General features: G+C 58.1%; 17 protein-coding genes. 9 read left to right on the plus strand and 8 right to left on the minus strand.

What is annotated here, in order from left to right; all coding sequences use genetic code 11:
• The first annotated feature begins 25 nt into the window (after positions 1 to 25).
• Both mgtE and yjgA read left to right on the plus strand, forming a co-directional pair.
• The gene (mgtE, locus tag M8010_RS14685) at positions 26 to 1,387 is read left to right on the plus strand and encodes a magnesium transporter (protein WP_250092632.1); all 1,362 of its coding nucleotides are present in this window, start codon (positions 26 to 28) and stop codon (positions 1,385 to 1,387) included.
• A gap of 15 nt (positions 1,388 to 1,402) precedes the next feature.
• Complete coding sequence (gene yjgA / locus M8010_RS14690; protein ID WP_250092633.1) at positions 1,403 to 1,933, plus strand: ribosome biogenesis factor YjgA; 531 nt, start codon at positions 1,403 to 1,405, stop codon at positions 1,931 to 1,933.
• Positions 1,934 to 1,949: 16 nt separating this feature from the next.
• Here yjgA and M8010_RS14695 read toward each other — a convergent pair whose 3' ends face one another.
• The 7 genes from M8010_RS14695 to M8010_RS14725 form a co-directional block, all read right to left on the minus strand.
• Positions 1,950 to 2,810 carry a carbon-nitrogen hydrolase family protein gene (locus M8010_RS14695; RefSeq protein WP_250092635.1) on the minus strand — a complete coding sequence of 287 codons (861 nt, stop codon included), beginning with the start codon at positions 2,808 to 2,810 and terminating at the stop codon, positions 1,950 to 1,952.
• A 23-nt stretch (positions 2,811 to 2,833) separates the two neighbouring features.
• Complete coding sequence (locus tag M8010_RS14700) at positions 2,834 to 6,577, minus strand: YhdP family phospholipid transporter (RefSeq protein ID WP_250092636.1); 3,744 nt, start codon at positions 6,575 to 6,577, stop codon at positions 2,834 to 2,836.
• A gap of 43 nt (positions 6,578 to 6,620) precedes the next feature.
• Positions 6,621 to 8,102, minus strand: a complete 1,482-nt coding sequence (rng, locus tag M8010_RS14705; RefSeq protein WP_250092638.1) for a ribonuclease G — start codon at positions 8,100 to 8,102, stop codon at positions 6,621 to 6,623.
• The gene (locus M8010_RS14710) at positions 8,095 to 8,700 is read right to left on the minus strand and encodes a Maf family protein (RefSeq protein WP_250092639.1); all 606 of its coding nucleotides are present in this window, start codon (positions 8,698 to 8,700) and stop codon (positions 8,095 to 8,097) included. Before M8010_RS14710 ends, rng begins: the two co-directional genes overlap by 8 nt.
• An 18-nt stretch (positions 8,701 to 8,718) precedes the next feature.
• Positions 8,719 to 9,195 carry a rod shape-determining protein MreD gene (gene mreD / locus M8010_RS14715; RefSeq protein WP_250092640.1) on the minus strand — a complete coding sequence of 159 codons (477 nt, stop codon included), beginning with the start codon at positions 9,193 to 9,195 and terminating at the stop codon, positions 8,719 to 8,721.
• Positions 9,195 to 10,025 carry a rod shape-determining protein MreC gene (gene mreC, locus M8010_RS14720; RefSeq protein WP_250092745.1) on the minus strand — a complete coding sequence of 277 codons (831 nt, stop codon included), beginning with the start codon at positions 10,023 to 10,025 and terminating at the stop codon, positions 9,195 to 9,197. Before mreC ends, mreD begins: the two co-directional genes overlap by 1 nt.
• 183 nt (positions 10,026 to 10,208) lie before the next feature.
• Positions 10,209 to 11,249 carry a rod shape-determining protein gene (locus M8010_RS14725; RefSeq protein ID WP_250092645.1) on the minus strand — a complete coding sequence of 347 codons (1,041 nt, stop codon included), beginning with the start codon at positions 11,247 to 11,249 and terminating at the stop codon, positions 10,209 to 10,211.
• Positions 11,250 to 11,622: 373 nt separating this feature from the next.
• Between M8010_RS14725 and gatC the strand changes: the two genes are divergently transcribed.
• From gatC to gatB, 3 genes are read left to right on the plus strand one after another with little or no spacing between them, the layout of a single operon-like run.
• The gene (gene gatC / locus M8010_RS14730; protein WP_250092652.1) at positions 11,623 to 11,910 is read left to right on the plus strand and encodes an Asp-tRNA(Asn)/Glu-tRNA(Gln) amidotransferase subunit GatC; all 288 of its coding nucleotides are present in this window, start codon (positions 11,623 to 11,625) and stop codon (positions 11,908 to 11,910) included.
• A gap of 50 nt (positions 11,911 to 11,960) precedes the next feature.
• Positions 11,961 to 13,418 (plus strand): Asp-tRNA(Asn)/Glu-tRNA(Gln) amidotransferase subunit GatA, encoded by a 1,458-nt coding sequence (gene gatA / locus M8010_RS14735; protein WP_250092654.1) that lies wholly within the window; start codon positions 11,961 to 11,963, stop codon positions 13,416 to 13,418.
• Positions 13,419 to 13,439: 21 nt separating this feature from the next.
• Positions 13,440 to 14,906: an Asp-tRNA(Asn)/Glu-tRNA(Gln) amidotransferase subunit GatB gene (gene gatB / locus M8010_RS14740; RefSeq protein ID WP_250092655.1), complete on the plus strand. Its 1,467-nt coding sequence runs from the start codon at positions 13,440 to 13,442 to the stop codon at positions 14,904 to 14,906.
• A 404-nt stretch (positions 14,907 to 15,310) separates the two neighbouring features.
• Here the strand turns inward: gatB and rimO are convergent, their stop codons facing one another.
• Positions 15,311 to 16,654: a 30S ribosomal protein S12 methylthiotransferase RimO gene (rimO, locus tag M8010_RS14745; RefSeq protein ID WP_250092667.1), complete on the minus strand. Its 1,344-nt coding sequence runs from the start codon at positions 16,652 to 16,654 to the stop codon at positions 15,311 to 15,313.
• A 401-nt stretch (positions 16,655 to 17,055) separates the two neighbouring features.
• Between rimO and M8010_RS14750 the strand changes: the two genes are divergently transcribed.
• From M8010_RS14750 to M8010_RS14765, 4 genes are all read left to right on the plus strand, one after another.
• Positions 17,056 to 17,460, plus strand: coding sequence for a PilZ domain-containing protein (locus M8010_RS14750; RefSeq protein WP_250092668.1), 405 nt, complete (start codon positions 17,056 to 17,058; stop codon positions 17,458 to 17,460).
• A gap of 165 nt (positions 17,461 to 17,625) precedes the next feature.
• Positions 17,626 to 18,534: a sulfate adenylyltransferase subunit CysD gene (gene cysD / locus M8010_RS14755; RefSeq protein WP_250092675.1), complete on the plus strand. Its 909-nt coding sequence runs from the start codon at positions 17,626 to 17,628 to the stop codon at positions 18,532 to 18,534.
• 1 nt (position 18,535) lies between these two features.
• Complete coding sequence (cysN, locus tag M8010_RS14760) at positions 18,536 to 20,194, plus strand: sulfate adenylyltransferase subunit CysN (RefSeq protein WP_250092676.1); 1,659 nt, start codon at positions 18,536 to 18,538, stop codon at positions 20,192 to 20,194.
• A 283-nt stretch (positions 20,195 to 20,477) separates the two neighbouring features.
• Positions 20,478 to 21,494: a nucleoid-associated protein gene (locus tag M8010_RS14765; protein ID WP_250092678.1), complete on the plus strand. Its 1,017-nt coding sequence runs from the start codon at positions 20,478 to 20,480 to the stop codon at positions 21,492 to 21,494.
• Positions 21,495 to 21,753: the final 259 nt, after the last annotated feature.

Raw genomic sequence — 21,753 nt, forward strand, 5'->3', positions numbered from 1 at the left:
AGAGTTTTCTGACTGTGGGTGATCCATGACCGATATTCTGGAAAAAAGCCAGGCTCGCCAACGCCTTCGCTCTCTGAGCGAAGCGCTGGACAGTGGCGCCCTGAAACAGGTTGCCCGCATCCTCAACGGCGGCCTGAGCCCCAGCGATATTGCCCACCTGCTGGAGTCCTCGCCACCCCGCCAGAGGGCGCTGCTTTGGAACCTGGTGGACAAACAACTGGAAGGCGAAGTTCTCCAGTACCTCAGTGATGATATCCGTGGCTATTTCCTGAGCCAGCTGAACGCCCAGGAACTGGCGAACATCATTGAAGATTTTGAGTCGGACGACCTGGCCGACTTGCTGCAACAGCTGCCGGATACGGTGATCCAGGAAGTCCTGGACACCATGGACGAACAGGACCGCCAGCGGGTTGAGGAAGTGCTCTCCTACCCGGAAGACACCGCCGGCGGCCTGATGAACACCGACACCATCACGGTGCGCCCGGACATCAGTATCGACGTGGTTCTGCGTTACCTGCGCCGTCACCGCAACCTGCCACCAATGACCGACAGCCTGATCGTGGTAAGCCGGCGGGACGAATTCATCGGTATGCTGCCGATCACCAAAATGCTGGTATCCAACCTGGCGGCGACGGTGCGGGAAGTGATGGACACGGATATCGAGCCGATACCGGTCACCCTGTCCGACACCAAGGTTGCCACCCTGTTCGAACGTTATGACCTGATCTCGGCACCGGTGGTCAGCGAGGAAGGCAAGCTGCTGGGTCGCATCACCATCGATGACGTGGTTGACGTTATTCGCGAGGATGCGGATCACTCCCTGATGAGCATGGCCGGCCTGGACGAGGATGAAGACACCTTTGCGCCGATTTTCAAGACCACCCGGCGCCGGGCTGTCTGGTTGGGCATCAATCTGATTACTGCCTTTACGGCGTCCGCTGTGATCGGTCTGTTCGAAGCCACCATCGAGAAAGTCGTCGCCCTGGCTGTACTGATGCCTATCGTGGCTTCCATGGGCGGTATAGCCGGCAGCCAGACCCTGACACTGGTCATCCGCGGTATGGCCGTGGGGCAGATCAGTGGCGCCAACGTCGGCTGGCTGCTGAACCGTGAGTTTGTGGCCGGCGTGCTGAATGGCTTGCTCTGGGCAGTGGTGGTAGCCTCGGCTGCTACGCTCTGGTTCAAGGACATCATGATCGGTGCCATTATTGCCGCCGCGCTGATTATCAACCTGATTGCCGCAGCTCTCGTGGGCACTGTGTTGCCCCTGTTCCTCAAATCCCGCAACATTGATCCGGCGCTGGCCGGTAGCGTTATACTGACAACCGTGACGGACGTGGTGGGCTTTATGGCGTTCCTTGGTCTGGCGACGATATTTTATGGCTGACAACACAGGCACTTCATGAACGACACCCAAGATGACTCCCCTGAATACTCAGGCCCCAGCAAATCCCAACTGAAGCGGGACATGCATCAGCTGCAGGATCTGGGTAAGCGCATGCTGGAGCTGAGCAATGAAAAGCTCGACACACTGCCCATCAGCGGGACCCTCAGGGCGGCTATCGAGGAGTCACGCCGCATCCGCCAGAACGAAGCCCGGCGGAGGCACCTGCAGTACATCGGCAAGATCATTCGCCAGGAGGACAACCCTGTAGGTCTGACCCGCGCCATTGATGCGTTCGATGCCGGCAGCGAGGAGCATACCCGCCGCCATCACCTCGCCGAGCGCTGGCGCGACCGGATGATCGAAGAGGGTGATTCTGCCGTGGGTGAATTCCTGAATTACTGCTCAACGGCTGACATCCAACACCTGCGCAACCTGGCCCGGAATGCCCGTCGGGATGTGCAGAACGAGAAGAACACCGGCCAGCCAAGAAAACTGTTCCGCTACCTGCGGGAATGCATTGACGACGTCGAGGCGGCCGACAGCTGACTAGTGTCACCGGACACTAGAGCTTGCGGTGCTCCCAGACCGGCATTCGCGCCCGTATCTCCCGAAGCCGCTCCATGTCGAGGTCAGCCGTAACTACCCCGGACCCTTCGCCGATCTCGGACATTACGCGCCCCCAGGGGTCGACAATCATGCTGTGGCCGTAGGTGCGCCGGCGCTCACTGTTCTGGCCACCCTGCCCCGGCGCCACCATCCAGAGCTGGTTTTCAATGGCACGGGCCCGCAGCAGCACATGCCAGTGGGCATCGCCGGTGTTCCAGGTAAAGGCACTGGGCAGCGACACCCATTCGGCGCCCTGCTCGCGCAACTTGCGGAACAGCTCGGGGAAGCGAAGATCGTAGCAGATGGCCAGCCCCAAGCGCCCGGCGGGGGTGTCAATCACCACCACATCTTCGCCGGGCTCAAAGGTATCTGACTCCCGGTACTGGCCCTGGGCGTCCTCCACCATCGCATCAAACAGGTGGATCTTGTCATAGCGGGCAACTTCCTCGCCCTGGTCGTTATAGACAAGACAGCAGGCCCTGACCCGATCCCTCACGGTAGAGCCGTCCGGGCGTGAAGCAATCGGCAGTGACCCGCCGACAATCCAGATACCCAGTTCGGCGGATTGCTCTGCCAGAAAATGCCGAATCAGGTTATCCGGGTCCGCCTCGCGACGACCACAACCAATCATCTGCCGCGTTGCCAGAACGGCGAAGTTCTCCGGTAGCACCGCCATGCTGGCGCCGGCAGCTGCGGCCTCTGCCAGCAAACGCCCCGCTTCCCTGAGATTTGCAGCAATATCATGGGTACTTACCATCTGAATGGCCGCTACCCTGTTTGCCTGCCTGTTCACCGCCTGATGCGCCTGTGCTGACATCTACTGCCCTCCGGGTAAAATCATTACTGACCGGTATCAAATACCCGCCTGAGCCGAACTTCCGGCTCATCCCAGCTTCCACTGACACTATAAGTTGCACTGGTCAGTTTACTCAATGGGTCGCCCAATACTTTATCGAGCACAAACAGTGCACCGCCGATGGGCGCGCCCGCCCCCATCAGCAGTGCCGCCAAAGGCAGGTTCTGGGTCAGAGGCAGAACCACCACCATGTTCATATCGAGTGATTCTTCCATCATGTTACTGGTACCGGTAAGTTTGAACGCTCCGGACGGGCCAACCACCTGAAGTTCCGGGTCCAGCGTCAGCAGGCCGTTGATCATGGTTGCCTTGCCGGATATTGCATCAAATGCCACGCCGGCCTCGTACAGGTCGGAGAAATCCAGCTTCAGCCGCCGCCACAAGGTGTCAGAGTTCAGCAGATTGAAAACCCGGAACAGCTGCGCAGTGTTGTTGCCCTCGAGAATGACTCCGTCGTCGAAGCGCACACTCACTGACCCGCTGAGCCCCGACAGGTCAAACGTATTGGGCCGCCCCGGCCAGTCGATATCCATATTCACAGCGGTGCCCTGGCTGCGAAACGGAATCTCGGTGCCAAACAGATTACCCAGATCCGCCAGGGACTCCCCGGTGATATCGCCGACGAAACGAGTGGTTTCCCGGTCTCCGGCGATGCTCCAGGTCAGTTGTCCGTTCAAAGTCAGTGTTCTCAGGATGCCCGATATATCCCGAACCTGGAGCCGTGTGGCTTCGGGGCGAATCGCCATGGACCAGGTTCCGGCGTCGTCTTCGTCGAGCTGCAGGCTGGTGATGCGAAGGTCGATATCCGGCCAGTTCTCCATTCCAAGCTCCCTGAAGGCGCGAACTTGTTCTTCCGGCCCAGGCAGCGGAGCCTCCGCATCCTGAACTTCGTCGCCGCCCCGGGCCAGCTTGAGACGCTCCAGATCCACAATGACCGGGCCGTCATCCACTGGCCAGTAAATAATGCCTGTCAGCCACTCCGACTCCGATTCAACAGACCACTGCCCGTTGATCTGCTGCGCGGAAACGTCTACGCCAGTCAACCGCTGGTCGCCGATAAAGAGATTGCGGAAAGCCAGCTCCAGATCACCCGGCTGCCACAACAAATCCAGGTTCAGGCGATCCGGCCAGTCAACGGAGACTTTCATTCCGGCGTTGCTCGCGGGCTCTATTGTTGCGGTCAGAGGCGCCTCTTCGTCGGCATCCTTTGCATATGGCTCCGGCCAGTTGATCGCAAGTCCGGACAGATCCGAGTACAGCTTCACTGCAGAAGTTTTACCGGGCGCGACATCCAGAGTGGCCAGGTAGCTGACCTCCCCACTCAGCCCAAGATCTGTTCCCTCCGGCAATGCGGTCCGGGCCAACAGATTGCCGATATCGAGGCGACCATACTGGCGGATATCGAGTCCGTCGCTACCCTCAGCGCGCCGCAACCGAACCGTCACTGGAGCCCCCATGAAACTCGCCTGAACAGGCGTGTCGGAGAATCCATCGTCGGTACTGAAGCTCAGATCACCACTGATCCGGGTCCATTCCAGGTCGGCCGGGGCGTAACTCAGTGTGCCGGCATTGGCGCGGACGGTCGCGTTTATGTCAGGTGGCGAATCGGAATCCAGCAGCAGACCAAGCCCCAGGTCAAGATAATAATCGCCATCCAGCCGGATACTTTTGCCCGCTTCCCCGGTCATTTCGCCCAGTGGACTGTTCTCCAGCCAGTAAGCCAGCGCTTCACCTTTAAAAGGTGCGGCGACATTCACATAGACGCGAACATCGCTGCCTTCCGGCTCAACTCTCACCTGCCCCGGCTGAAGCTCCAGCCCGCCGGTTCGTCCGGAGTCCACATCAACCCGAGTACGGCCATTCTGAACATGAACCGTGCCAGAGGCGTCAGTGACCTCCGGCCAGCGTTCGTCGTAGCGAACGGTCGCATTCTGAAAGCGATAAACCATGGAAGACACGAACGAACCGGGCGGGGCGTTACGGTTAACCAGCCCGTGACCAAAATATTCCCCGTCGGTCACATCCGCAGCCTCTATCGCCGCGGTCAACCACTCATACAGGCCGGGATCCACGGCCTTGACAGGCACGAAGTCCGCAAGCATTTCAGCGGTCCCGTTCTGAACCCCCACCCTGAGGCCGAGACTGTCTTCCCCCTCACGATCCATACGCAAGTCGAACGCGCCAGTCAGGTCCGTGGCATCGCCATAAACCATACCGATGTCGTCAGAGTAGATCCGGGTTATGTCTCCCTCGAAACGCCAGGCCACGCCCGCGCGGAAATCCCGCAAATCCCAGGGGCCACGGAACAGATCAGGAAAGCCCAGTGTCAGTTCATCGCTCCGGGCCTCTACGTAGCCGCCCTGGTTATTGACGACCAGACTGCCATCCAGACCCGACACTTCCGGCGCTCCGCCATAAGCCCGGACATCAACATCGTTCAACAGCGCCGTCAGCTCAAACTGTCGGCTCCCATCCGAAGGCAGGTTGAGCAGAAGTTGATTCAGCCTTCCGGCCGGTCGGTAGTTTTCGAGAGCAGTGGTGGCCCTGGCTGGTAGCAGGTTCAGACCAGTTACCAGCCGCCGAACAGGTTGCAGCGAGAGTTCGTCGGCGATGATTCTGGGGCCGGCCTGATCGTGCCGGAAACGCACGCTGAACGGAGGAACGGCGTCACCATTCCATTGCCACTGCAGTTTTTTCAGGTGGAATTCTCCGGTAGCGTACCAGGGCTGGTTTGCAGGATTTTCCTGTGAAGCACCTGATGTACCCTGCCGGCGCCAGCCAAAGCTTGCACTGATATCCTCGAGGGGCGCCAGGGATTCGCTGCCAGTACCGATCTGGAGGTAAGGCGTTTCCACCTTACCGCTGACCTGCTCCATCACGCCGTCACGAAAGGTCAACCAGACCTGGCCACCCAGATCAAACCCTTCCACCCGTATATTCCGCCAGGCATATTCTTCAATGAGTCCGTCGAACAGCCGCCCGGAGTTGATATCAGCGTAGATCTGGCCGGTAAAATCGCCGCGGAAAAAGTGCCGGCCGACCAGCCCGAAACTGGCCAACTGCTGGGTAGTACCGGGGCTCATGGCCCGGCCTGATGCGTGAAACAGACCACGCTGATAGACCAGATCCAACTGGGGGATCTCCACATGCCTCAACTGGTCATTGTTATCCCGGACACCAAGATGAACCCGGGTTATTTTTACGGAGGGGTCGGAAAGCCAGGTTCCGGCAAGGTCAAGCCAGCGCTCAATGTCGTTGACCACCGGCCCGGGGATATCAACGCCTTCAACCATCACTTCTCCGCGCCGGGTCTGGTTGACCGTCAGCTCGAGCCCGTCCGCTTCAAAGTTGGTAAACACAATGCGCAAACGGCTCAGGGATGCCAGAAAATCAAGGCCGATGCGAACGCTCTGCAGCGAGCCCGCCGCATCATCGCCTTTGCCGTCGGACAGCAGCACGATTTCGCGGGCAATGATGGTCGGGTTGAGCCAGTTCCAGCTTGACGACAGGGAACCGATACGCACTTCCTGGCCAAGCTCCGAAGACAGCACCTGTTCGATATTGGCGCGGTAATCGTCTATATTCTGCGTGAGTTGCCGGCCAAGACCGGCGTACAGTGCGAGCAGGACAATGACCGCCAGCAACAGCCACCAGATCAGGCTGGCAAGGCCTGAAAGCAATCGAACAATAATATGTCTGTTTTGTTGATCAGCGACACTGGATGCCATCAGGGGTAACCGCCACGCCTAGTGAATACCTGCCGATCCGGCGTTACAGCAGCACCACATCATACTGCTCCTGACTGTAGAATGGCTCAACCTGGAAGCGAATGGTTTTACTGATAAACGTCTCGAGGTCTGCAACGTTATCGGATTCCTCATCCAGCAAGCGATCCACCACACTCTGAGAGGCCATGACGAGATAGCTTTCTGCATCATAGGCACGATTGACCCGTAGTATCTCCCGGAACACCTCGTAACAGACCGTCTCACTGGTTTTCAGGAAACCACGACCATCACAGATCGGACAGGGCTCACAGAGTATCTGGCCGAGGCTTTCCGTGGTGCGTTTTCGGGTCATCTCCACCAGGCCCAGCTCCGAGACTCCGGTAATCTTGGTTTTGGCATGATCCCGCTCCAGCATCTTTTCCAGCATCCGGTGTACCTGGCGCTGATGCTCGGCATCCTCCATATCGATAAAGTCGATGATGATGATACCACCCAGGTTGCGCAACCGGAGCTGACGGCTGATGGCGCGGGCCGCCTCCAGGTTGGTTTTGAAGATGGTTTCTTCAAGGTTGCGATGACCCACAAAGGCACCCGTGTTGATATCAATTGTGGTCATTGCCTCGGTCTGGTCAATGATCACATACCCGCCCGACTTCAGCTGAACCTTGCGGCTCAGGGCTTTCTGAATTTCGTCCTCAACTGAATAGAGGTCAAAAATGGGGCGCTCACCGGGATAGTACTCCACTTTATCGGAAAACTCGGTGACGAATTCATTCACAAATTCCATAACCCGCTCGTAACTCTCCCGGCTGTCGATGCGCACTTTTTCAGTCTGGGGGCGAATCAGGTCACGAATAGTGCGGATAAACAACGGCAGGTCCTGATAGGCCGCAGCCGGGGCCATGCTGCGGGTAATACGCTCCTCAATCGCCTGATTGAGGCGATGCAGATAATTCATATCACCAAGCAGATCCTCCTCCGACGCGCCCTCTGCGGCAGTGCGGATTATGTAGCCACCGCTCACCTCGGGGTCGGCAGCAGCGCCCTCTTCCAGAAGGGTTTTCAGACGCGAGCGCTCGTTTTCGTCCTCGATTCGCTGGGAAATTCCCACATGGCTGACACCAGGCATAAACACCAGATAACGGGAGGGGAGAGACAGCTGGGTTGTCAGCCGCGCTCCCTTGGTGCCGATGGGGTCCTTGGTGACCTGCACCACCAGTGACTGCCCTTCTCGAAGCAGAGTGCGAATATCGGGGACAGATTTCGGGCCATCGGAGGATTCATTGGGCGGCTGCTGAACAGGCACCACATCAGAGGCGTGAATGAACGCAGCCCGCTCGAGACCGATATCCACAAACGCAGCCTCCATGCCGGGCAGCACACGAACCACCTTGCCGCTGTAGATATTGCCCACAATGCCCTTGCGGCTTGTGCGCTCAATGTAGGCCTCCTGGAGCATGCCGTTCTCCACGAGAGCCACCCGGGTTTCCACCGGAGTAACGTTGATCAGTATCTCTTCACTCATTGCGGCTCTCCTGCCTGCTGTTCCAGCTTTCCCAGACCGGGTATCCGGCGCCGGCAAGTAATTCTGCGGTTTCCTGAAGGGGTAAACCAACCACGGCGCTGTAGCTGCCACGGAGTTCCTCTACAAAAATACCACCCAGCCCCTGAATACCATAGCCGCCAGCCTTATCCATAGGTTCTCCGGTCGCTACATAGGCGTTTATTTCTTCGTCCGATAGCCCGCGAAAGCGAACATCCGTAACCGAAACCCTGGACTCACAGGCATTAACACTGGCAATGGCAACGGCAGTCAACACCTGATGGGTCGTGCCTGACAGTCGCCTCAGCATGTCAGCGGCGTCCTGACTGTTCTGTGGTTTACCGAGAATCCGGCCCCCGAGAACGACGGATGTGTCCGAGCCGATCACTGTGGCACTGGGTTCCGCCGCCTGGACCGCCAATGCTTTCCCCCGTGCCAGCCGCTCAACATAATGCACTGGTGACTCACCGGTGCCCGGAGTTTCATCAATATCAGCCGGGCGAACATGAAAGGACAGCCCGATCTGCCGCAGCAGTTCGGCCCGCCGCGGCGAGGCGGAGGCGAGAACGATCGATGCCATGTAACCTTCAGGCCTCCGTTATCCCAGTTTCCGATTGAGGTTGTCCAGGAGCACGCAGACGACAGGCCATATTATTGCGCTGGTCAGTGCCGGCCAGAGATAACTGAAGCCCGAGTCATCCGCTCCCAGGGTCTGCTTGATGAAATGTACCAGCATCTGGTTGATACCCAGCAACAGGAACACCATAAGGCACTGCTGGGGCAGAGGGTACATGCGCAACCGCTGATGAATAGTCAGCACGAGAAACGCAATAACCCCCATGGCCAGGGCGTTGACACCCAGCGGTGTCGCCTCCAGCACATCCAGCAGCAGGCCCAGACACCAAGCCAGAAGGATGCCAAACTGGGCGGGCGCCCGGAAGGTCCAGTAGAACACCATCAACCCCAGCCATTCCGGCCGGAACTCGAACCAGCCGACCGGGAACAGGGAACTGCTGAGTACCAGGGCCAGCACAATGCTCATGGCGAAAACGGGATAACTGATCACCGACAGCATCAGCGCACCTCGTCCTGTTGTGCCGGGCTGGCCTCAGCCGCAGTGGCAGTATTCCCGCCTTCATCAGTTGCTTCCTGTTCCGGCGAGAACACAACCAGTAGCAAGCGGCTCTTGGTCAGTTCCGCGAGCGGTGTTGCCTCGATTTTCACAAACGGCTCGCCCGGTTCTTTGGTAATACTGTCCACTTCCGCAACCGGATAGCCTTTGGGAAAACGCCCCCCAAGGCCGGAACTGACCAGCAGGTCACCCTCGCGGATATCCGCGGTATCGGGTACATGCACCAACTCCAGAGTGCCAGTATCGCCATTGCCCAGAAGAATCGCCCGCAAGCCGTTGCGAACTACCTCAACCGGTACGGCATGGCTGCTATCAGACACCAGCAATACCCTTGAGGTAAAACTGCTGGTTTGTTGAACCTGCCCCATCAGGCCGTTGGCATCCAGAATCGCCTGGCCCACTTCAACGCCGTCGCGGCTGCCTTTGTTGATAACGATTTCATGGGAGAAAGGATCGGGGGAAACGGCCACCACCTCACCGACAATAACGCGATCGTCCAGCACTTCCGAGGAATTCATCAGCTGACGCAGCTCATTGTTCTCGGAAGCCAGAGCCGCGTATTTCAGGGCCCGCCGCTCCAGAATCAGGAGGCGGGCACGAAGTTCCTCATTTTCTGCCTGAAGATCTTCCTTGGAGGTAAACAGACTGGCGACCCATGCGGTCAGCTCAGAGGGTGCGTTGCCAAGCCAGTGAACCGGTGCCAGGCCCGTGCCTATAGCGCTGCGAACCGGTGTGAGCTGGTCAAAACGGTCGTCAGCCACAATCAGCGCCATTGAAAGCACAATAACGAGCAACAACCTGAAGCCGGGAACGGGACCCTGTACGAAGATGGTTTTAATGGCGCACGCTCCCCCTGCCGCAATCCCTGCAGGCATCCATACGACAACCGCCGCCATGAGGTTTCACGAGCGGCGGCCGGGTAGAGGCAATGTCGGGGCGTAAAGCCGGGGTCAAGGTCAGCCCTCCTGGGAGAACATTCCGATTCCACCGCGGTCAATCACTTCCAGCGCCTTGCCGCCACCACGGGCGACACAGGTAAGCGGATCTTCGGCAATGATCACCGGCAGGCCGGTTTCCTCGCTGATCAGTTTGTCCAGGCCCCGCAGCAACGCACCACCGCCGGTCAGAACAATGCCGCGCTCGGCTATGTCGGACGCCAGCTCAGGTGGTGACTGTTCCAGCGCGCTTTTCACTGTCTGGACGATCTGCGCCAGGGACTCCTGAAGGGCGTCGAGGATTTCCTCGCTGTTCAGGGTGAAGGCCCGCGGCACGCCTTCAGCCAGGTTACGACCGCGAACGTCAATTTCGCGGATATCCAGGCCTTCATAGGCACAGCCGATTTCGTGCTTGATACGCTCGGCGGTGGAGTCACCAATCAGGCTGCCGTAGTTTCGGCGCACATACGTGACGATGGCTTCGTCAAACTTGTCACCACCGGTACGAACGGATTCGGCATAAACGATGCCGTTCAGGGAGATAATCGCAATTTCGGTGGTACCACCTCCGATGTCCACGATCATGGAGCCGCTGGCTTCCTCGACCGGCAGACCTGCGCCGATGGCTGCTGCCATGGGCTCCTCAATCAGGAATACTTCCCGTGCGCCTGCACCCAGGGCGGACTCGCGGATGGCCTTGCGTTCCACCTGGGTGGATTTGCTGGGCACGCAGACCAGAACCCGGGGGCTGGGCGTAATAAAGCTGTTCTCGTGCACTTTGTGAATAAAGTGCTGGAGCATTTTTTCGGTGACGACAAAATCTGCGATCACGCCGTCTTTCATCGGGCGGATGGCGGTAATATTGCCCGGTGTGCGACCCAGCATGCGCTTGGCTTCGGCACCGACGGCGGCGACCATTTTCTGGGAACCGTGGGTTCGTATGGCCACCACTGAGGGCTCATTCAGTACAATGCCGCGGTCGCGCACATAAATAAGGGTGTTGGCGGTGCCCAGGTCGATGGACAGGTCGCTGGAGAATAATCCTCGGAGTCTTTTCAACATTCGTGTAGTTTCAACCTGAGAGTTGCAGTCGCAAAAATTATGCGGCAACTTTAGCAGCGAGCACCCCTGCAGGCAAGGCACCATCGGGGCTCCCGAGGGGCCTTTCACGCTTTTCGCCTTTGTTTTGGCCCCTCCCGCGATTGTTCGAATCTGTTACCATAGCGCTTTTATTCGTTTGGCTGCGGTGAAGGGCCGTTCGTCAGGTACTTTCCAAAACACGCTCAAGCACTTCCCTGTGGCGCTTGGGCTCCGCCATCCTTGGCTCCGCACAGTTTTGGAAAGTACCTGACGAACGCCCCCGGACAGGTGAGTGCCCCTCATTGAAAAACCGTATTATTAAAGACATTTCACATAGTTAAACCTGGGAGGCAATGTGACCATTTCCCGTGAAGACATTGAGAAAGTCGCTGTGCTCGCACGCATTCGGGTGGATGATGAGCAGGTTTCGGCGCTGGAGAAGGATCTGGGCAACATCCTAGATCTGGTGGACCAGTTGAGTGCGGCGGATACCGATTCGGTGGAGCCCATGGCCCACCCGTTGAATGCGGTTCAGCGCCTGCGTGCCGATGAGGTGACGGAGACCGATCAGCGGGAGGCTTTCCAGGCGATTGCGCCGGCTACCGAGAATGGCCTCTATCTCGTGCCACGAGTTATTGAATAAAGAAAGCGCATCGAGTGATCTGACGAACAGCGACGTAACCAGGACGTGTCATGCATAACAAATCCGTAGCAGAGCTTTCCCGCGAACTGGAAAGCGGCAAGATTTCCAGTGTGGAGCTGACCCGGGAGTATCTGGGCCGCCTCAAGAAAGAGGACGAGCAGCTCAACAGTTTCATTTCCATTACCGAAGAGCAGGCCCTGGCGGATGCCCATGCGGCGGACGAGCAACGGGCAGCGGGCAAGGCCACGCCGTGGACTGGTGTGCCGTTTGCCCACAAGGACATTTTCTGTACCAACGGCGTGGCGACGACCTGCGGGTCAAAGATGCTGGCCAACTTTGTGCCGCCCTACGATGCCACCGTCACGGAGAACTTCCGCCAGGCGGGGGCAGTATGTCTGGGCAAGACCAACATGGACGAGTTCGCCATGGGCTCGTCGACCGAGTCCAGCTACTTCGGTGCTACCACCAACCCCTGGGGCCTGAGCCGGGGCGAGAAGCGTGTGCCGGGCGGCTCTTCCGGTGGTTCAGCAGCAGCAGTTGCGGCGCGACTGGTACCGGCGGCGACGGCGACGGATACCGGTGGCTCCATCCGCCAGCCGGCCGCGCTGTGTGGCGTGACCGGACTGAAGCCGACCTACGGCCGTGTATCCCGGTACGGGATGATTGCGTTTGCTTCCAGCCTGGACCAGGGTGGCGCCTTGGCGCGCTCCGCTGAAGATGCAGCGCTGATGCTGAATGTCATGGCGGGGTTCGACCCGAAGGATTCCACATCCCTTGAACGGGAAGTACCGGACTACACTGCAACGCTCAATGAGCCGCTGAAAGGCCTGCGCATTGGCCTGCCGAAGGAATACTTTGCCGGCAACCTCGACTCGGCCATGGAGCAGCAGGTTCGCAGCGCTATCCGGGAATACGAGAAGCTGGGCGCCACGGTGAAGGAAGTGTCCCTGCCCCACGCCAACCTTGCGATTGCCGCCTATTACGTGATTGCTCCGGCAGAGGCTTCCGCCAACCTGTCCCGCTTTGATGGTGCTCGCTATGGCTACCGTTGCGACGATCCGAAAGATCTGATGGACATGTACACCCGCACCCGGGCAGAGGGCTTCGGTGCCGAGGTGAAGCGACGGATCCTGGTGGGCACTTACGCGCTGTCCGCCGGTTATTTTGATGCCTATTATCTCAAGGCCCAGAAAGTACGCAGGCTGATCCAGCAGGATTTCATTGACGCCTTCAAGGAAGTGGATGTGCTGATGAGCCCGACCACGCCCTCTCCGGCCTTCGTTCAGGGCGAGAAGTCCAACGACCCGGTCACCATGTACCTGGAGGACGTGTTTACCGTGGCTATCAACCTGGCGGGCATACCAGCCATGTCGGTGCCGGCGGGGTTTATTGACGGCCTGCCAGTTGGCCTGCAGATTATCGGGGACTACTTCTCCGAAGCAAGATTATTGAACGCCGCCCATCAGTTCCAGCAGGTGACCGACTGGCACCAGCGTGAACCGCAGTAAGCCCGAAAAAGGAGAACGACTATGCAGTGGGACATTGTGATCGGGCTGGAAATTCACGTTCAGCTCGCCACCCGAACCAAGATTTTTTCCGGCTCCAGCACCGCCTATGGCGCCGAGCCCAATACCCAGGCCAATGCGGTTGACCTGGCGATGCCCGGCACCCTTCCGGTACCGAATGAGCAGGCATTCCGCTACGCGGTAATGTTTGGCCTTGCGGTGAACGCCGAGATAGAGCGGCGCTCGGTGTTCGAGCGCAAGAACTACTTCTACCCGGATCTGCCCAAGGGCTACCAGACCACGCAACTGGAACGCCCCATCGTGGGCCCGGGTTATGTGGATATTGATCTGGCCAACGGCAAGAGCAAGCGGGTGCGCATTCACCACGCCCACCTGGAAGAAGACGCCGGCAAGTCCCTGCACGATTCTTTTTATGACGAGCTTGGTCACGGCATGACCGGCATCGACCTGAACCGCGCCGGCACCCCATTGATCGAGGTGGTGACCGAGCCGGACATGACCAACGCCGAGGAAGCGGTGGCCTTTGCCAAGAAGCTCCATGGCATCGTGACCTCGCTGGGGATCTGTGACGGTGATATGTCCCAGGGTTCCATGCGTTTCGATGTGAACATCTCCCTCAAGCCAAAAGGCTCCGAAACACTGGGGACGCGCACCGAAACCAAAAACCTGAACTCTTTCCGCTTCATGGAACAGGCCATTGCCCATGAAGTCGAACGGCAGATGGATATCCTCGAAGATGGCGGCACCATCGTGCAGGAAACCCGACTTTACAACGGCGACCGGGATGAATCCCGCTCCATGCGCACCAAGGAGGAAGCCAACGATTACCGCTACTTCCCCTGCCCGGACCTGCTGCCGGTGGAAATCGACGATGCCTTCATCGACGAAGCCCGCAACAGCCTCCCGGAACTGCCGGATGCGCGCAAAGCCCGATTTATGGAGCAATACAGCCTGAACGACTACGACGCAGGCCTGCTGGCCGGTGACTCAAGGCTTGCCGCCTTCTTCGAAGCTGCCGCCGAGCGCGGCAAAGATGCCAAGCTGGCAGCCAACTGGGTCCAGGGCGAATTCTCCGCGCGCCTGAATGCGGAAGAGAAGTCTGTTGACGACTCGCCCATTTCCGGTGCCCAACTGGGTGACCTGGTGGTGCGCATAGCCGATAACACGATTTCATCCGCGGGCGCCAAGAAGGTGTTTGAGGCGCTTTGGGCCGGTGAAAACGATAACGTAGACGCAATCATCGACGCCAAGGGCCTGAAGCAGGTATCTGACACCGGGGAGCTGGAAAAAATGGTGGACGAGGTTCTTGCCTCCATGCCGGATCAGGTAGCCCAGTATCAGCAGGAATCCGACCCCAAGAAGCAGAAGAAGATGCTCGGCGGGTTGATGGGACCGCTGATGAAGGCCTCCAAGGGTCAGGGGAATCCCAAGCTGTTTAATGAAATTCTGGTTCGGAAGCTTGGGGGGTAGCTCTCGGGCTATGGGCTGTGGCATCTGGCTATGGCCCTAGCCTGGCTTCTATGGAGTTAACGGCACGAGGCAGGAAGGGGGTTCCAAAACACGCTCCTTCGGCACATCCATGTGACGCTTGAGCTCCGCCATCCATGGCTCCGCACAGTTTTGGAACCCCCTTCCTGCCCCGCGCCTGTCTGGCCTGGCAGATAAATCTACCATAACTGCAACCGACCTACGCTTAGCAGCTTGGGCGTTATCTCGGAGACGAAAGGCGTTGGCGGGTGGCTTCTCCCAAAAATGTGCGGAGCCATGGATGGCGGAGCCCAAGCGCCCATGGATGGGCTTGTAGCGTTTTTTGGGAGAAGCCACCCGCCAACGCCCTCCCCCGCAACACACAGGCTAGGTACCCATCTCAGCGGCTAAAGAACAAGCCGACCCCACAGATCATGCTCGTCAGCATGCTCAACCACGGCCTGAACGATCTGCCCGGGAACCAGGTCGGTTTCGTCATTGAGGTAGACCATGCCGTCAATCTCCGGGGCATCGGCCTTGGAGCGGCCGATGGCGCCTTCCTCGTCGACTTCGTCGATCAGCACATCAATGGTCTGCCCGATCTTGGCCTGCAGGCGGGCGGCTGAGATCTGGGCCTGTTTTTCCATGAAACGGGCCAGGCGCTCTTCCTTTACCTCTTCCGGTACCGCACCTTCCAGCTCGTTGGCTTTGGCACCTTCTACCGGGCTGTATTTGAAAGCACCAACCCGATCCAGTTGCGCTTCGTCCAGCCAGTCCAGCAGATACTGGAAGTCTTCTTCGGTTTCCCCCGGAAAGCCCACGATGAAGGTGGAACGAATGGTCAGTTCCGGGCAGATCTCCCGCCATTTGCGAATGCGCTCCAGGGTCTTGCTGTCGTGGGCCGGGCGTTTCATGGCTTTCAGGACTTTCGGGCTGGCGTGCTGGAACGGGATATCCAGGTACGGCAGGATCTTGCCCTCCGCCATCAGCGGGATAATATCGTCCACATGTGGGTAGGGGTAAACATAATGCAAGCGCACCCAGACGCCCATTTCACCGAGAGCCTCACACAGTGACTGCATCTTCGTTTTCAGTGGACGGCCCTGCCAGAAACCGGTGCGGTATTTGGTATCCACGCCATAGGCCGAGGTGTCCTGGGAAATGACCAGCAACTCCTTGACGCCGGCATCCACCAGTCTTTGAGCTTCATCCATCACATCGCCAATGGGGCGGCTTACCAGATCGCCCCGCATGGAGGGGATGATGCAGAAAGTACAGCGGTGGTTGCAGCCTTCTGAAATCTTCAGGTAGGCATAGTGCCGTGGCGTCAGCTTGATGCCCTGTGGTGGAACCAGATCCGTGAACGGGTCGTGTTGTTTTTTGGGCGGCACGAACTGGTGCACCGCGCCGACGACTTCTTCATAGGCATGGGGGCCGGAGACTGCCAGAACGCCAGGATGCGTATCACGTATTTTCTCGGCTTCAACGCCCATGCAACCGGTGACAATGACCTTGCCGTTTTCGCTGATAGCCTCGCCAATAGCATCCAGCGATTCCTGCTTGGCCGCATCAATGAACCCGCAGGTGTTGACCACAACAATGTCGGCGTCGTTGTAGGTGGGCACCACATCGTAGCCATCCAGCCTCAGCTGGGTCAGGATTCGCTCTGAGTCAACGAGCGCCTTGGGGCAGCCGAGGCTGATGAAACCAACTTTACCGCCCTGAGAAGCGGAAGGATTTTTGTCTGTCATAACCTGCACGGAATCGTGGCGCCTGAGTTGACGCCAGGTGAATGTTGGCGCGTAGTTTACCTGAGCCGCCGGCCGCCGTCAGTGACCTCAAACAGGGAATTCAGACCGCCCGGAATTGACATGCATCATTATCAATGAAGCCATGTTCATATTCAGTTCACAAATCTGACAGCTTTAGCGACAGTCACCTTGCTGATCACCAAATAAACAACTAGACTTTCAGGGAGTTAAGACCGAAATAATAAGCGCTTGCCGTTATCCCGCACCCGTCACATTACGAAATTGTGACTGTATGCGGGTCTTTCTTGTGTATCTGACAAGGCGCGACAGCAAGTATAAAAAGGGACTGAACGATGGGTAAGGCAGCCTCCTTTAAAACAAGAGACGCCAGTAGAGTCACTATGAAACCAGTTGCCGCCAAGCCAAACCTTCGCAACCAGCAACGTGTTGATGTTGCCACTGAAGTCACAATTGAGAAACCCGATGGCAGCTGCCTGACCTGTGATGTGTCCAATATTTCGCGAACAGGAATCATGATCCTGTGTGACCGGGAAGCCATCAAAAAACTGGTTCCTGGCCAGAAAACCCCGGCGCCCGGTAACTGGATATCTGTCACGGCAACCTTCTCAGTTCCTGTTGTCGCCCAACAGCCGGTTTCGGTTATCGCCGGTGGCAATATCGTCCACATGCGCCGCATCGCCCGTGACCAGTTCCAGCTAGGCATCCAGTTCACCGAGTTCGAGGGCAACGGGTTCGAGTACGTCAACAATTACGTCGGCAAGCTCCTCGCCGCCTCGGTGCCCTGAACGCGAAATCCACCTTCTCCAATACTGCCCCACCGCTATATTGTTATAGCAGCAAACTCTAGTTACCTGGCTTCTTATGCCATGGCCTGATCTGGTATCATTGCGGGATTCACACGCCCAGCCTTTATCTAAACCACAGGCACGCAAACGCGGTAACAGGATACGATGACCACTTACAACCTGACGCACCTCAAACAGCTGGAAGCTGAAAGCATCCACATCATCCGGGAAGTCGCAGCCGAGTTCGACAACCCGGTTATGCTCTACTCCATTGGCAAGGACTCCGCGGTAATGCTGCATCTGGCCCGAAAGGCCTTCTACCCGGGCAAGCTGCCGTTCCCGCTGATGCACATAGATACCACCTGGAAATTCAGGGAAATGATTGAATTCCGGGATCGCAAAGCCAAGGAGTACGGGCTGGACCTGATCGTTCACAAGAACGAAGACGGCATCAGGCAGGGCATCGGGCCCTTCACTCACGGCAGCGCCAAGCACACCGACGTAATGAAAACCCAGGCTCTGAAGCAGGCCCTGGACAAGTACAAGTTTGATGCAGCCTTCGGTGGCGCCCGCCGCGACGAGGAGAAATCCCGCGCCAAAGAGCGGGTATATTCTTTCCGCGACGAATATCACCGCTGGGACCCTAAGAACCAGCGCCCCGAGCTTTGGAACATCTACAACGGCAAGATCAACAAGGGCGAGAGCATCCGCGTATTCCCGCTGTCCAACTGGACCGAGCTGGACATATGGCAGTACATCTACCTGGAAAACATTGAGATCGTGCCACTTTACTACTCAGCCAAACGGCCTGTCGTCGAGCGTGATGGCACGCTGATCATGGTTGACGACGACCGCATGCCCCTGAAAGAGGGCGAAAAGCCGGAAATGAAGTCGATCCGGTTCCGCACTCTGGGCTGCTACCCGCTGACCGGCGCCATTGAGTCCGAGGCAGACACCCTGCCGGAGATCATCCAGGAAATGCTGCTGGCCACCAGCTCCGAACGTCAGGGCCGCGTGATTGACCACGATTCGGCCGGATCCATGGAACAGAAAAAGCGGGAAGGGTACTTCTAAGATGTCACACCAGTCTGATCTGATTGCCGAAGATATTCAGGCCTACCTGAAGCAACACGAGAACAAGGAACTGCTGCGACTGCTGACCTGTGGCAGCGTGGACGATGGTAAAAGCACCCTGATTGGTCGCCTGCTTCACGACACCAAGATGATCTACGAAGATCACATGGCGAGCCTGAAGACCGACAGCGCCAAGATGGGCACCACCGGCGAGAAGCTGGACCTGGCCCTGCTGGTGGACGGCCTGCAGGCAGAGCGTGAGCAAGGCATCACCATTGATGTCGCCTACCGCTATTTCTCAACCGACAAGCGCAAGTTCATCATCGCCGACACTCCGGGCCATGAGCAGTATACACGCAACATGGCAACCGGCGCTTCCACCGCCCAGGTGGCAATCCTGATGATTGACGCCCGCCACGGTGTGCTGACCCAGACCCGTCGCCACTCCTACATTGCGTCCCTGCTGGGTATCCGTCACATCGTGGTGGCCATCAACAAGATGGATCTGGTGGACTATAGCCAGGAACGCTTCAACGAGATCAAGGATGACTACCTGGCCTTCGCCAACAAGCTGGGCCTGAAAGACATCCGTTTTGTGCCGATTTCCGCCCTGGAAGGCGACAATGTCGTCAACAAGAGCGAGCACACGCCCTGGTTCACCGGCCAGCCGTTGATGGATATTCTAGAAACGGTGGAGGTGTCCCACGACAAGAACCTGGAGCATTTCCGCTTCCCGGTGCAGTACGTTACACGCCCGAATCTGAACTTCCGCGGTTTCTGCGGCACTATTGCCTCCGGCGTGATCCGCCCGGGCGAAAAGGTGATGGCCCTGCCCTCACGTCGCACCAGCATCATCAAGGATGTTGTAACGTTTGACGGCGACCTGGAGGAAGCCTACATCGACCAGGCGGTAACACTGACACTGACCGACGAGATTGATGTCAGCCGTGGCGATATGCTGGTGAAAGCCGAGGACGAGCCGGAGGTGGGCAACCGCTTTACCGCCAACATCGTGTGGATGACCGATGGCCCGCTGGAAACCGGCCGCCTGTATGACATCAAGCTCGGCCCCACGTTCACCTCGGGCACGGTGAAGAAAATTCATCATCAGACCGACGTGAATACGCTGGAGAAGAACGACAATCCGTCTGCCCTGCAGCTGAATGAAATCGGCCTGTGCGAGCTGACCCTGAGCCAGCCCATTGCGTTTGACGCCTATCCACGCAACCACGCTACGGGCAGCTTCATTGTCATCGACCGGCTGACCAACGTGACCATTGGCGCAGGTATGATTGCCGGCACCGCGGGCACGGTAGAGTCGCTGGACCCGGTGACCAGCGAGGAGCGTGAGCGCCGCCTGGCCCAGAAGCCGGCTATCATTGCCTGTAACGGCAAGCAGGCGACGGCATTGGCCCTGGCGGTTGAGCGGGCGCTGTTCGATCAAGGTAAGACGTCTGTTGTGCTCAGCGAGGATAACACCGGTAATGCCGATGACCGCCGCCGCGCCGCCCAGGTGGTCAGTGCCCATGGCCTGATTGCCATTGCGGTTAATCTGGGTACCGATGTGGCTTCGGCTTCCGTTTCCGCAGATGACGATCAGGAAATCACGGACGCTGTTCAGTCGCTGATTCAGGATCTGATGCGTAGCAAGCGGGTTTGATCTGGATTAGCTGATTATGGCCCTCCTGGCCTGAAACCTTGGGGGCTGGTTCGGGGGTGGGGATGCCTTTTCTTTGGAAAAAGAACTCGCTGCGCTCGGACACCTTTTTCTGGCAGAAAAGGCATCCCCACCCCCGAACCGATCTGACCTGTTCGAATTCTTCACTCCACTCCAACCTTCCCCCACAACTCCATAAAAACCATTACAATGCCACCCGTGAACGCTCAGCCTCAGGCTCGATACGCTCACCTACCCGCTCACCAATCAAGGAACCGACGACCCAATGGCCATCAAGCAGCTTCGCACCCTCTTTGCCAGCCAGTATCAACCCGGGCAACCGGCACGGGTCCGCCCTGGTGAAGTCCTGACCGAGCCAGGCGGCGACTATGAAGCCCTTCACAAGCAGATGAAGCGCCTGTTCAACAGCAAGCCGGGCAAGAAGTACGGTCGGTTTTCCGAGGACATTGGCGAGAGCCCGTTCAGCAGTTGGCTAAAGGAGTATCGGGAAGATCGGCAATCCTTCGCGTCTCTGACGGATCGTCTGTTTGGTCAGTGGCAGGAGCTGCTGAACAGTGCCCAGGAGGAGTTCGAGGGGCACCTGATGATTGTCCATGAGGCTCTGGCGGATGCGGAGGTGGTTTATCTGTGCATTCTGGAAAACGACAGTGCCATGCGCTTCGATGCCCAGCAGACGCTCGATGCGACCGATATCCTGAGCCTGTCGCGACTGAATCTGGCGGTGCGGGTTGAGCTTGACGACTGGCTTGGGGACCACCCTGGTGAGAACTACCTTACGCTGGTTCATGCCCGTGGTTCCGGCGAGGGTGGCGATCTGTTTATCCGGTTGTCTGGTTTTACCAATCAGGTGGATGTGGAGAAGGAAACGCTGACGTTCATGGATGCGGTGGAGGCCTTTGCCAAGTCCTCAGAACCGGAGGAGGCAGGCAAGATTCGGGCGCGGGCCTATGAGTTTTCCAAGGAGCAGCATGCTCTGGGTGAGCCGGTGGCGATTGAAGCTCTTTCGGGCTATCTGGACGAGGACCAGCCGCAGCGTTTCAAGGAATTCGCCAGTGAGACTGCCGAGTTGCCGGAGAGCGGGGTACTGCATCCGGATCACCGCAAGGTGAAGAAGCTGGTGCGGATTGCCGGTTCTGGCGGGGGCATGAGCGTGTCTTTCTCGTCTGATCTGGTCAACCAGGCGATTTACTATGACCGTGACAACGATGCCTTGACCATTACGCGGCTCCCCAAAGCGCTGCGGGAACAGCTGCAACGTTATCTGGAAGGCCGCGAGGAATAACTTTTTGACCTGCCAACTTGGGCGACTGGCCCCGGGGTGGGGGTACCTTTTCTTTGGAAAAAGAACTCGCTGCGCTCAGACACCTTTTTCTGGCAGAAAAGGTACCCCCACCCCGGAACCGAGCAAGCCACGAGTTAGTGCCCATCCAGAAACACCGTTTTCCGGTGATCTGACGTGCTCCAGGAAGAACCAGTGTGAGTGAGAAGCTAAAGGATACCAGCGATGCCTGAATTATTGGCGTCATTGGTTGTTATTTGGT

The sequence above is a fragment of the Marinobacter sp. ATCH36 genome (assembly GCF_023555055.1).
Classification (GTDB): domain Bacteria; phylum Pseudomonadota; class Gammaproteobacteria; order Pseudomonadales; family Oleiphilaceae; genus Marinobacter.

Coding starts and splice junctions, on each gene's coding strand:
- mgtE (WP_250092632.1), top strand. CDS start 26: ATGACCGATATTCTGGAAAAAAGCCAGGCTCGCCAACGCCTTCGCTCT.
- yjgA (WP_250092633.1), top strand. CDS start 1,403: ATGAACGACACCCAAGATGACTCCCCTGAATACTCAGGCCCCAGCAAA.
- M8010_RS14695 (WP_250092635.1), bottom strand. CDS start 2,810: ATGTCAGCACAGGCGCATCAGGCGGTGAACAGGCAGGCAAACAGGGTA.
- M8010_RS14700 (WP_250092636.1), bottom strand. CDS start 6,577: ATGGCATCCAGTGTCGCTGATCAACAAAACAGACATATTATTGTTCGA.
- rng (WP_250092638.1), bottom strand. CDS start 8,102: ATGAGTGAAGAGATACTGATCAACGTTACTCCGGTGGAAACCCGGGTG.
- M8010_RS14710 (WP_250092639.1), bottom strand. CDS start 8,700: ATGGCATCGATCGTTCTCGCCTCCGCCTCGCCGCGGCGGGCCGAACTG.
- mreD (WP_250092640.1), bottom strand. CDS start 9,195: ATGCTGTCGGTGATCAGTTATCCCGTTTTCGCCATGAGCATTGTGCTG.
- mreC (WP_250092745.1), bottom strand. CDS start 10,025: ATGGCGCTGATTGTGGCTGACGACCGTTTTGACCAGCTCACACCGGTT.
- M8010_RS14725 (WP_250092645.1), bottom strand. CDS start 11,249: ATGTTGAAAAGACTCCGAGGATTATTCTCCAGCGACCTGTCCATCGAC.
- gatA (WP_250092654.1), top strand. CDS start 11,961: ATGCATAACAAATCCGTAGCAGAGCTTTCCCGCGAACTGGAAAGCGGC.
- gatB (WP_250092655.1), top strand. CDS start 13,440: ATGCAGTGGGACATTGTGATCGGGCTGGAAATTCACGTTCAGCTCGCC.
- rimO (WP_250092667.1), bottom strand. CDS start 16,654: ATGACAGACAAAAATCCTTCCGCTTCTCAGGGCGGTAAAGTTGGTTTC.
- M8010_RS14750 (WP_250092668.1), top strand. CDS start 17,056: ATGAAACCAGTTGCCGCCAAGCCAAACCTTCGCAACCAGCAACGTGTT.
- cysD (WP_250092675.1), top strand. CDS start 17,626: ATGACCACTTACAACCTGACGCACCTCAAACAGCTGGAAGCTGAAAGC.
- cysN (WP_250092676.1), top strand. CDS start 18,536: ATGTCACACCAGTCTGATCTGATTGCCGAAGATATTCAGGCCTACCTG.
- M8010_RS14765 (WP_250092678.1), top strand. CDS start 20,478: ATGGCCATCAAGCAGCTTCGCACCCTCTTTGCCAGCCAGTATCAACCC.